Origin of the sequence: Allomuricauda sp. XS_ASV26, from assembly GCF_041224615.1 — a bacterium.
GTDB classification, from domain to species: Bacteria; Bacteroidota; Bacteroidia; order Flavobacteriales; family Flavobacteriaceae; genus Flagellimonas; species Flagellimonas alginolytica.
Genome location: NZ_JBGFGK010000027.1, coordinates 126,124 through 138,509 on the forward strand (window position 1 = coordinate 126,124; position 12,386 = coordinate 138,509).

Consider the following 12,386-nt stretch of genomic DNA (forward strand, 5'->3'; position numbering starts at 1 on the left):
CCAACACTAATGTAGAAACCAATAGGGTATAAAATGAATTGTTATCAATTTTGATCGGACGGCGACAAATTCGGATTGGCATCCAACTCAGCCTGTGGAATTTTGAATATCCAATCATCGTTCACCGATGGACGTTCCACTTGGTACGCCTCTTGATAGAGCACGGGAGAGGCCCCTGAACCACCATTGGCAGCATGGTCGATGCCCTCATCCCATCTGATGTGGTCGGTGTAACCAAAACCTTCGCCCCAAAGTTCCAATCTTCTCTGGAACTTGATGTGCTCCATCATGGACTCTTGGGTGTTGTAGATGGTTACGTCGTAAGCACTGTCACGTTCTTCGCCCAGTGGTCTTAAAGCTTCCTGTGCACCAGGGATGTCGTTCATCATCGCCTTGGCCTCTGCTTCTATAAGGTACATTTCAGAAGCACGCATATAAATAATATCGTCAGGGTCCGTCGAACCGGGATTGGCATTCTTCAACTTAAAGTGCATATACGGATGCTGGTTAAAGGCATTATTGATACCGTAAGTTGCATTGATCTCAGCTCTTTTTGCAAAATAGCCCTCTAGGTCATTCGCATAATTGGGGTCCCTTGGCAGACCGGTATTGGGATCAAGCCCTCCTTGGTTGTTAGCTGCGGAACTATTGGTGTTCGGCGCATCTGAAAGGAATACATCCTTTCTGTAATCCGTTTCAGGGATGGCATCCACCAATCTTCTATCGGCAATCTTTGGGTTGTTCCTGATCTGGCTACCGTTGAAGGTATTTGTGGTCAAGTAAAAATATGATCTAAAATAAGTGGTCTCCGCTGTAATCACATTGCTACCCCAGATGACCTCGGAAAGATTATTGGAGTTGAAACCTGACTTCCAATCGTCCTCGCCCATCAATGGATAGTTCTGGCGGGCCATAACGGCGGCGTCGGCAGCTGTTTGCCAGTCACCTTTTGAAAGTGCCGTACGTGCAAATAGACCGTAGGCCACATCAATATTCAATTGGGACTTGGTTTCAGGTCCGCCGCTTGGTCTTCCCGAACCTTCTTCAAAGCGCTCTATGGCAGTAGCTAGATCTGTCTCGATCTGGTCGTAGATTTCCTGAACGGTAGATCTTGGCTGACTGGTAAAGGGAGACTCCGAAGAGAACAACAATGGCACACCTGGATCGCTAGCCGGATTCCCGATCAAATATCCTTTGGCGTAGTGCTGCACCAAAGAAAGATAGGCATAAGCCCTATAGGTGTAGGCCTGTCCCAAAATCTCGTTCAACTGTGGAGATTCCACTAAAGTACCGTCGGTTCCCCTGTTGATGAGGAGGTTGGCCCCCAAGATGATGTTGTACCTGTGGTACCACAACAACTCGCAGGTCAATGACGTTTGATCGGTATGGGAGTTCCACTGCATCTCCGTTCTCCACCCCAGATTATTGGCATTGGCAGAATGTATCAACCCACCTGTAAGATTATCACCCAGTGGCACCCAATAGTGATTGTTCGCCCTTGAATCATCACCCCCAGGGAATATGGCCTGTGATTGTGAGAACAGTCCACGGTGCAGCCCGTTCAATATCAGCTGCATGTTGTCTTCATTGGCTAACGCATCGGAGGCAGAAATGGCATCCGTTGGCGTTGTTTCCAAAAAGTCGTCGTCGCATGAAGTTATGGCGATCCCTAGGAAGGCCAGTAACAGTATATTAATTTTTCTTAACATCATTTGATTTTTTTTAAAAAGTTACGTTCAATCCCAATGAAATAATTCTTGCAGGATTAAAATCATTCCCTTCCCCTGTACCTGCTAGGTTGAACTGTGGGTTGAGTCCTTTTCGCTCGCTCTGGGTGTATAGGTTTTCACCGGTAAGGGAAATCCTTAACTGGTCAAGGCCAAGTTGGTTGGCGATCTTGCTGTCAAAGGTGTAGCCGAAGTTCACATTGCGCAGTGCCCAGAATGAGGCATCCGTCAGGAAACGTTCGGATTGTCTTCTCACCAAGTTAGGGTTACCGTTTTCCATTCTTGGAACATCGGTGATGTCACCAGGTTGTCTCCATGCCCTCAAAATGTCAGGGTGCAAGGAGCTACCATAATTACCGCTGTGCATCATGGCAGCGTATCCATTGTCCAACACGCTACCGCCGATACCGTAGTTGATCAAGAAATCAAATGAGAATCCTTTGTAGCTGATGCTGTTGGCAATAGATCCCAATAGGTCAGGGATGGAGCTCTCACCTGTATAGGCACGCTCGGTATCCTGCCAGTCGCTGGTCGTGGCGATGTCACCATTGGCATCCAACACGGGAACACTGTTTCCGTTGTCGTCCAATTCATACTGAAGGAACAATTGGTCCCCGGTTTCTGGATCAACACCCGCGGTTCGCAATAAGTAGAAATCAAACCTTGAACGTCCCACATCCCATCGTTGTTCGTCTTCCACAAATGGAGAAGGCAAGCTGGTGATTTCGTTCTTGAAGGTCGAGGCCTGCAAGGTTACGTTCCATCGAAAATCAGACTTGTCGAACAAGTTGGCCGTCAATGCCATCTCCCAACCGGAGTTGAACATATCCCCAACGTTCACGGGAACCTCGTTCAGACCATTACTTGGTGCTATGGGCAGATTGTACAATAGATCGGAGGAATTTCTCTTATAGTATTCCACGGAACCGTCCAAGAAGTTGTTGAACAAGGTGAACTCTAAGGCAACATCAAAGTTCTCGATGGTCTCCCACTGTAGATTGGGGTTACCTATGTCCGTGTATATGATGGCAGGGTCACCTGCGTTGGAGGTGAGGGAAAATCTGGCCTGTGACAAAAAGAAGTCCAAAAGATCATCGTTGCCTACTTCACCGTAAGAAGCCCTTAATTTCAATTGGTTGATCACACTGGAATCCTGCAAGAAACTTTCTTGATCAATTCTCCAAGAACCACCAACGGAATAGAAGGTACCCCAACGGGTATCGGCATCGAATACCGAGGAACCATCACGTCGAACGGATCCACTGATATAGTACTTGTTCTTATAGTTATAGTTGACCCTAGAGAAATAGCCTTCAATACTTTTACGCGTGGTGGACCCTCCAAGTGCTACAATACTGGAAAAATTATCGAATTCATAGATGCCACTGGCTGCCTGTAAAATAGACATGCCGTTGTTTGAAGAGAAGGTCCTGTCAAAGCTTTCGTGACCTGCTGTTATGTCGAGGTTGTGATCTCCAAAGCTCTTGTTATAGGTAAGGATTTGGTTGAAGTTCTCCACCTGTCTCCTACTTCGTACTTCCCTATATCGACCATCAGGTTGGGCATCCCCTATCAATGCATTTTCGTACTGCTTTGTCAGGCCCTCATTGATATCTCTACCGTAGTTCAATCGAAGGCTTAAGCCATCGATAATCTCTTGTTCGGCAAAGAATCGGAAACCATAGGTGTTGTCTCTATTTCGCATATCGTTCAGTAATAGTTCCTGAAGCGCATGACGTCCCTGACTGATGGGTCTGGAACCGATATTATACTCTGGGAAGCCCTCACCACTGTCAAATACGCGATTCCCATTGGCGTCCCGTACAATATTCCCTTGTAAGTCGTTCACATAAACGGGATATATGGAACCGATATTCTTGGCAAAACCAAATGGGTTGGCAATACTATTTGCTCCTGCAGATCGTGGTGCCACAGCTTCGGTGATTGCTAAATTGGCGCTACCTCCAATGGTCAATTTATCGTTTACGTCGAACTCTGCGTTCAAACGTGTGGTCAAACGGTCAAAACCTGAAGTCACTACATAACTTTCCTCATCCAGATAAGAAGCGGAGAAGAACACTTTGTGGTCGTCCCCACCACCTGAAACATTCACGTTGTAATTTTGACGTACGCCTGTCCTCGACAATACATCGTACCAATCAAGGCTGTTGTAAATCACATTGGCATTGGGATTCAATTGACCATCCGTACCGACAATTTGATCATTGGGTACATTGAACGGATTATATCCCAAGGCATTGTAAATGTTCGCCGAGGCAAAAGCAGGATCACCACCACCGGCACTTGAATTTTTCAAGGCTTCCCACATGGTCTCGTAATAATCTCCGGGGGATAGTTCAGGGTAGAACGGAACGGAAGTATCCACCAACCCATATTGCATGGAGGCATTAACTTGAATACCCCCTCTTCTACCACTCTTTGTGGTAATGATTACAACCCCATTGGCAGCCCTTGAACCGTATAGGGACGTTGAAGCTGCATCCTTGAGAATGGTAAAGGATTCAATATCTTCTTGATTGATCGTATTAAGTTCCCCTTCGTACTGTACCCCGTCCACGATGTATAAGGGATCGGTGTCTCCGTTCAGGGTCCCTACACCACGGATAACAATGCCAGGGGAAGTCCCTGGACCTTGTGCCGAAGTGAACTGTACCCCTGTCGCACGACCTTCGATGGCCGCTACCGGGGAAGTCACGTTCCTAATGGACAGTTCCTCGGCCCCAACAACACTGGCGGAACCCGTAAAGGCTTCCTTGGTACTGGTGCCATAGGCCGTTACGATTACCTCTTCTAGGGCCTGGGCATCCTCTTCCATTTGTACATTAATTGTGATGGAAGCCCCTACCGTTCTTTCGACGGTCCGCTGCCCTAGATAACTAAAGCGCAGTACATCACCCGTACTTACCGCAATGGAATAGTTACCGTCAAAATCGGTCTGTGTACCCGTGGTGGTCCCTACAACGACCACGGAAACCCCTGGCAGGGGCTGATTTGAGGTATCGGTCACTAGACCTGACACCGTTTTTTCCTGTGCTTGCAGCCCTAGACATAAGAAGAATGCTGCGATGGCCACATAGCATCGAATTCTAAATTTCATAAATCTCGTTTTTGTTAACATTAATTTTGAATTAGTTTAATTGAGAAGGGAGGACCAGGGAAATCATCTATGGTGACTAATCAAAAAATCATTCAATAAATGAGAACAGTGCTTTATGGATGTAATTTGTTCCTTTATAAAATGTGATGTATTCCCAGTCCAGCCCTTTTGCAATTGTGGAATCAAAAAAAAGGGATTGGGAAGGGATTTTGGTAAATCCTTATAAACTGTAACACAACATTTTATACATTGTAACATGGATGAAAAAACCCAAGCATTTAAGGAAACAGCAGGATAATTAGCAGTAAAAATAACGCCTATAAGCCCTACACAAAACAACTATTGGGAAAGCGGATCTTGCTGGCTATAATTCAATAAAAGGAAGGTAAAACCATGGTATGTGGAAATTAAAATTTCACAAACTGTGAACGACTTATTGCATTTGAATTCCATACAGGGACAAAAAATCGGGACGGGATAATATCCATTCTGGGCATTCCGGGTTATTTCTTAGCGATCAACAACTCATTTCGGAATTCTGTTGGGGACACTCCCTCAAATTTTTTAAACGTCCGATAAAATGAAACCCTATTATTAAACCCACTTTGGAAAGCTACTTCCTCGATGCCGAAATCCCTGTTTGGATCTAACAATAAAGATTTAGCATCTTCTACCCGATATCGGTTTACAAATTGATGAAAATTTTGATGGCAATAGTCGTTGATCAATTGAGAGGCATGATGTCGAGATATGTTCATCATCTGAGCAATGTCATCCAATTGCAGGTCGGCATCCAAGTAAGGCTTTTTTGTTTCCATCATAGCCTTGAGCTCAACCTGTAATTCGTGGGCAAAACTTGCGGGCAAGCTGGAATTTTTGGGCTCCATTCCACCTTGGGATGAACATAAAATCCTTTTCGACATCGAACCAGATATGGCAATACTGAAATACGTCCATAAAACCAGTAATGGCAACATGCCCAAGAACAAGAATATATGAACGATGAATGGTTTCGTATTGAGCACGAGTAACCATTCTGTAACCAATAAGGTAGTTGCAAAAAGAACAAATAAACCATTCAACGTATAAAGCCATTTGAGGGTGGGTGCATCAAAACAAACTTGTTTGACCAACTTCAATTGGACGCCATAAGCATAGCCCAACATCAATAAGGATAGCAGCACCTTTATTCCTGTTCCAAGAAATTTGTCATCGATCATTTCTGTCCATGGACTCGTTTTAAGTACGGTTTGGATGCTGTAGAATACCAACACAAAAAATACGGGAAAAAAGTGTCTCACATCATCAATGGTTACCCTCTCCATGGTCGTTATATTCCTGATGTAAAAGAAAAATAGTGGGCCATAAAAAGTAATCGCCACCATATCATACCTGATAAGTGATGTATAAGAGCTGTAGTTCGCGGGAAGCGATATGGACACAATGCCATAACCAGATAATACAAGAAAAAGTGAAAGAATCCTATTGCTATATGGGAAACCATGTTTTTTTAGAAAGAAAAGGCCCAGAGCCAATAATCCCAGTTGAAAAGAAAGTAAAAGAATAAAAATTTGCCAAATGTTCATTTTCAGTACATTATTATAACACCTGCTTGATCATATAATCAACAAAACAATAAATGCAGCGGTAAGGACGATTACTAAACTCTCTAATCCATCTGCCTTTCACATAAACCAATGTCTATCACATGATGCTATAGCGATAGATAGCACCTACTAAAGTATCTGGATAAAACCCGTAGATTGGAGTTCTTCATTAGTGTGTTTACGTTATCCTAATTCAAAGGATGACCCTGCTCTTAGTTAATGGACCAGGTTCTTGGGAAAGAAATAATACATGACCGATAGTTTTTTGATGTTGATGTTATTCTATTTAGTTCCGATATCAAGCTTTGTACCCATCCAATCAAGGTATTGCAGCTCAACATTATCCGAATCGTCCTTTTGATAATATAGGTTGACCCCGTGTATAGTGGTTTCCAAAATACCTTCACCGCCATCGAGTAGGCCAGCTTCCAATTCAAAAAAGCTCTTCATTTTTCTATCCATTTGCATTTTGAACCGACCTTCATCCACACCTATGGTGATCTTCCTTCCCTGAACATTATAGGTTCCTGATAACTTTTCCTTAAGACCCGCATCCTTGATTGATAATTGCCGCCCCCCTACATATGACATTGCAGCTTCCAACCATGGGTCTTCATTTTTATAAAAATTTTGAGAAGTAAATCCCACTTCGACATGGGGCTCTAAAGTAGTGCGTTTATCGAAATCCCAGCTGGTGGGCCAAAAAACCTTTGTCACTGACACATTGATCTTTGAATTGGGCATTTGAACGATTTTAATATCCCCAACGGTATTGGGCCCCTCACCCGTAGGCTCACCAATTATGACCGCTTGGGTGTTCAAAGTTAAAATGGAGGCAAGTTCCAACAAGGTTCCTCTCGTGGCTCTGCTCGTAAGTACGATCAGGTTCCCATCCTGATTAATTTGTTCCGAATCACGAAGCATATCAGTAAATGGCTTTAGCTTGAACCCATTGCCTCCACCGCCATATCTCAAATCCAATATGATTTTTTTTGCCTTTCCCGTTTTTATCCCTTCCGCTATGAAGCCAACAAACTTTTTGAATGAAGGCCCTTCCCCATTATTGGAGATTTGCTGAAATTGGATATACATGGCTTCACTGTTCGGGACATACTCCAACCAGTAATTCTCATTTTCATGATTCTTTTGTTTCAACTGAAAATAGCCATCATTGGGCAATCCTCTATTCAGACTGGTATATTGAGACAATGGGCCAGCTTCTATGAAAACATTCCGATTTCCCGACAGTTGCAGTTCCACACCTGAATCAGGGCCTGCCACACCAGCGCTTCTCAACAAATCCGGGAGGATGCCATAAACTGCAAACAATCGCTCTTGATAATGTTCATTGTCTGCGCTCAAATACGGCATCATCATTTCATAAACATCATCGATGGATCTTCCGTCCATACCCAATACACGTTGTCCGACCAGTGCTTTGTTCTTTGCATCACAGATATACCAGCCATCTTGGAAGGGATATAAGGAAACAGGCAAAATCTTTGTTTCCAAAACCTCTTGAAAAGGCAGGATATTACATCCTTCATCCTTTAGGAAAGCTAAGGCCTTTTGAATGCCATATACAATCTCCTTTCGAGAAAGGGAATCCAAATCACCTCTTAATCTACCAAGTTCCTGTAAAAAAAGCTCAGATTCTGGGGCGGATTCAAAATCCGGAAATATCTTGGCAACACTTTGTTCCAAAAATTCCAGATCCTCCAACCAAGCTTTCCTATCTACTGAAACGGTCTTTTGACCCCAACATAAACCGATCGGGACCATAAACCATATCGAAACCAAACGTAATACTCTTTTTTTCATGATGGTGGAGTCTATTGATATTTTACTTGGTGGATTAATGATTATGAATGTAAAACTAGGGTTACAAGTGCTTCCAATCGTCCTATTGGACGTATGTGCACAAATCAGAACCCTATTTTAACGATGTTTAACAATCTTGAAAACGATAAGTTTTAGTAAGAAAATATCCAATGCCATCCATGCATTCCCGCGATTAATCGTTCTTAATTACCTTGGCCAAGCCTGATACACTTTTTTGTACGATGTCCGGATCGCCCTTATAATTCATTCTACTTGTTCCTGATGCTTTGACACGTAATGAACCATTGACCGTTACATACGTTTCACTTAAACCTTCCAGTTCTATCTCTAGGTTCTCCACCTGAAGATCATAATCCTTAAGATCGCTACTGGTATTTAGCTTTGCCTGTAGGGTATTGACTTGTCCATATAAATTCACGTCCGACGTCCCTTGAAGATCCAGCCTCATGGATTCGACATCAATCGGTCCCTGAACATTACCGGAATCGGATACATTCATTTCAAACGATTCGGTCAGGAGCGTGTTCTCAAACATCACTTCTGACACCCCTGAAACATTCAAAAGATCAAGGTTTGGTGTAGTAATGTGCACATTCAACACGATATCACCCCTGATACCCGTATTTTTCTCCAGGTCAAAATTCAAAATACCTCCGTCCTGTTCCACGATCATCTTATCTTGTAAATTATCGCTTGCTTCGACCACTATTCTTTCTTCCTCCGCATCTGTAAAAGTGATAAAGACCTTAAATGCGCTTGTTACATTTATACCGTTGAAACCAGTAAATGAATATGCTTTTTCCGATACTTGCTCGGAAGCCTCCAAGGTTTCTTCATCACAGGAACTTATCCCAAAGGCAAGTACTACAACACTCCATACATAAATTATTCTTTTTCTCATTTGTATTAAATTTTAAAATGGTTAATTAAATTCTCTTTTAATTCGAAATCGGACTTCCAATAAAAATTGATCGGGGACCATTGTTCCTGCACTACTTGAACATCCGGTAGAACCAGTTCCTCTTTTACATATACTATGTTGTCTTGTTGATAGACATGTTCCGTTCTTATAGGTTGTTGAAATGGACCGCCTGTTTTATTTGATTGATTCTTGATCATTGACTTTGAATTATAAATTGTTTTTATACCGGTTCCTCCCCAGATTGAACACTCCAACTTTAACTCCAATACCAAAAGAGTAGCCATTGAGGTCAACTGGACTGCCAGGAAGCATATCAAACTTACTTGAGAGGCGATATCTCCCCCCTATTTCCAATTGGAGGTATCTGGAAAAATTAAAAAGTACATTGACCCCTGGTTCCGCTATAAAAAAAGTAGGCCAATTTTTGTCATCTCCAGCATAGGTGGCATCCCGTCCAGCAAAATCATCCTTGCCGTACCCCACGGTACCGCCCCCTATCAATAGTGGAAACGATAGGCTGAACTTGGAATGTCTGAAAAGAATGGGCTCGAAATGCAGCCCTCCATATCCCCCATAGACATCAAATTCATTGGCATCCAAACCAAATTCATCCTGTTCCGAATAAAAGATGACTGCTATCAATCCCATTTCAAGTTTTTTATCCGCAACATATGCTGCCTTCAACCCCATCATATAGGAGTTTTCATTATCAATTTCACCGTAGTGGGTCGTAAGGCCCATATAGACACCATGTACCACATTGTAACGGTCATTGAATTCGATGTAATCTTCTTCATTTTGTGCGATGAGCCCTTGGCACATCACTACAAGAATGCTTAAATAAATTGCTTTTTGATGTATCATACTGTTCGATTTTAATGGATAGGTAGCAACACTTTGGATTTATTAATCCAAATATTGTTTGATTGTTCTTGATATCTCATATGCTTTAAGTGAAATCAGTTTTCTGAAAGAATGACAATACCCTTGTCTCCCTTAATGGACATCCTTCCAGTATGGGGAGTGCCATAAACCGCATGGACTTCACGTATTCTCTTCTTTTCATCCAAAACCTCGCTCTGAATATTCTTGAAGGATTTTGGAATCCGCAAAAGACCTTCGGTCAATATTGCTTTGAACCCAAATGAAACTCCAGAAACATTGAGGTGAATGTCCGATGACTCTTGATCAATCGATATTTGTAATTCCGGATCGCTGACCCGCTTTACCTTTAACTCAGACAATTTCATGGACACTGCCATTGTATGGGAGAGGGTATCCACCGTCATTCTTGAAAATTTAGACTTTATTTTAAGGGCACCCACCTTGTCCATCTTGACCTCATCCTTGTCAGAGGTCATGATCAATCTGGATATTTGCCCGAGTTTGATTTCCGAGCCTTCACTGTGCAATTCCAGAGCTTCCACATTGTCCATATCGACTTCACCGTTGGCTACTTTCACAATTGATTGTCCCAAGGACTTGGTCTTTAAGGTCCCATACTCAAGGGTGAACCAAGCTTGTTCCAGGTGATTGTTGACCCAAATATCACCGTGCCCTATCACTGCGGCCAACTCTCCGTTCCATCCATCAACAATCAGGTCTCCAAACCTATTCTGGATATCCAATGCCAAGTCTTTGGGAACATAGACCTCATAATCTATCTTCAAATGGATAATATCCATAGCGTTTCTATTTCCGGAGCTAATGTATTTATCCCAAAATCCCTTTTTAACTTCTTGGACCGATGAAATAATCTTTACCCCTTCAGGTATCTGCTCTTCCTTTATTTCCACCTGATCAAGTAGGGTTCTAGGCCTACTCCCATTCTTACTATCGATGGAGATGCTCACCTTGATTAAAGCTTCATTTCTCTCCCATCCCCGTACAAGGATATCCCCATGCTGGTTTTCCAGAAAGAGTCGTTGTGATTTGGGTACGGTGAACGATTTCTCCCATTGTTTAGTACTCGCTTTCTGTCCATATGCCAAATGACAAAAAAGCAGTATGGACAATACCCATAGGTTATAGACTATAGCCTTCATAGTTTTCTTTTTCTTTAGTGGACCTCTTAATCTGACTTAAGAAATTCTCAATGAGTTCGATCCGTATTTTCTGGTTTTGTACAAGTGCCTCCAGCACCCTTTCATTATTGACGTTGTTATACAGCTCTGCCTCCAATTCATTATATTCCAGATCCAGCCTATTGAGAAATCTCAAAAAGTCCTCCTTGTCGTTCCTCGACAGACCCGGGTGCTGTTCAAGCCGTTTTCTATAATGATTAATTGTTGCGGTGTAGTGTAAGTTTATCTTTGTCAGTTCCTGCTCCATGGGAGCAGCAATGAATGGTCCTTCTCGCTTGATATCATAGATCAAAAACCCACTAATCAAGATTCCGATCAACAACAAAAAGCTCGCTGCAATTTGATAACTTGGATTTCTCCAATACGAAATCTTCTTAACCTCTTTTTCATGCAACGATTGTTCAATTTTGGACCAAAGCCGTTCTGTATCGAGATGATGGTCATCGAACGATTGGCGATGCTTTCTTATAAAATTTTCAAAGTGTTCCATCATAAGTCTTTTAAAATGTGGAGAAGCTTTTTTTTGGCTCTGTGATATTGTGATTTTGATGTCGATGGGGATATCGATAAAAACCCGGCAATTTCGTCATGGGTATATCCCTCTATCAGATATAGCACAATGATCTGTTTGTATCCTTTCGGTAGCAAACCGATTCCCACCTTTATCTGATTGACATCCATGTTCACTTCCTCAGGGTCTTCAACCTTATGCAGGTAGAATTCATGATTCTTGAAAGGGGTTGTTTCCACTTTTTGTCTTTTTAAATGATTGATGCAATTATTGATGACGATCCGTTTTAACCAATAGCCGAAACTGCTGTCATATTTAAATTTCCCAAGGTTCGTAAATGCATCCACAAAGCTTTCCTGTACCACATCTTCGGCATCCTCCTTCGAGTATAACATTCGCATCCCTATATTGAACATGGCTCCCACATAAAGGTTATATAATTTGTATTGAGCTTCACGATTGCCTGATTTACTGCCCTCAACAAGTTCTTTGTGTATAAAACGGATTTCGGTTTCCAATGCAATTACTATTAATTCATATTCCCATATCAGGCAAAATCACACTCAGTGACAACC

General features: G+C 42.5%; 10 protein-coding genes. All 10 read right to left on the reverse strand.

All coding sequences use genetic code 11. The annotated features are described in order from the left end of the window. Positions 1-44 precede the first annotated feature (44 nt). Positions 45-1,709: a RagB/SusD family nutrient uptake outer membrane protein gene (locus tag AB9K32_RS02205; protein ID WP_369884312.1), complete on the reverse strand. Its 1,665-nt coding sequence runs from the start codon at positions 1,707-1,709 to the stop codon at positions 45-47. A 13-nt stretch (positions 1,710-1,722) separates the two neighbouring features. Continuing rightward, on the reverse strand, positions 1,723-4,845 hold the full coding sequence (locus tag AB9K32_RS02210) for a SusC/RagA family TonB-linked outer membrane protein (protein ID WP_369884227.1): 3,123 nt from the start codon (positions 4,843-4,845) through the stop codon (positions 1,723-1,725). Between the two features lie 503 nt (positions 4,846-5,348). Continuing rightward, positions 5,349-6,431: a helix-turn-helix domain-containing protein gene (locus AB9K32_RS02215; protein WP_369884228.1), complete on the reverse strand. Its 1,083-nt coding sequence runs from the start codon at positions 6,429-6,431 to the stop codon at positions 5,349-5,351. 303 nt (positions 6,432-6,734) lie between these two features. Next, a complete protein-coding gene (locus AB9K32_RS02220) occupies positions 6,735-8,273 on the reverse strand; it encodes a hypothetical protein (RefSeq protein ID WP_369884229.1) in 1,539 nt (512 codons plus the stop codon). A 193-nt stretch (positions 8,274-8,466) separates the two neighbouring features. Further along, entirely contained in the window at positions 8,467-9,195 is a 729-nt protein-coding gene (locus tag AB9K32_RS02225) for a head GIN domain-containing protein (protein ID WP_369884230.1), read from the reverse strand. A gap of 5 nt (positions 9,196-9,200) precedes the next feature. Then, positions 9,201-9,413 (reverse strand): hypothetical protein, encoded by a 213-nt coding sequence (locus AB9K32_RS02230; protein WP_252080454.1) that lies wholly within the window; start codon positions 9,411-9,413, stop codon positions 9,201-9,203. A gap of 10 nt (positions 9,414-9,423) precedes the next feature. After that, positions 9,424-10,080 (reverse strand): hypothetical protein, encoded by a 657-nt coding sequence (locus AB9K32_RS02235; RefSeq protein WP_369884231.1) that lies wholly within the window; start codon positions 10,078-10,080, stop codon positions 9,424-9,426. A 95-nt stretch (positions 10,081-10,175) separates the two neighbouring features. Further along, positions 10,176-11,261, reverse strand: a complete 1,086-nt coding sequence (locus AB9K32_RS02240) for a hypothetical protein (RefSeq protein ID WP_369884232.1) — start codon at positions 11,259-11,261, stop codon at positions 10,176-10,178. Beyond that, positions 11,242-11,790, reverse strand: a complete 549-nt coding sequence (locus AB9K32_RS02245) for a hypothetical protein (protein WP_369884233.1) — start codon at positions 11,788-11,790, stop codon at positions 11,242-11,244. Before AB9K32_RS02245 ends, AB9K32_RS02240 begins: the two co-directional genes overlap by 20 nt. Beyond that, positions 11,790-12,329, reverse strand: a complete 540-nt coding sequence (locus tag AB9K32_RS02250; protein WP_369884234.1) for an RNA polymerase sigma factor — start codon at positions 12,327-12,329, stop codon at positions 11,790-11,792. The genes AB9K32_RS02245 and AB9K32_RS02250 overlap by 1 nt, the downstream gene beginning before the upstream one ends. Between the last annotated feature and the right edge of the window lie 57 nt (positions 12,330-12,386).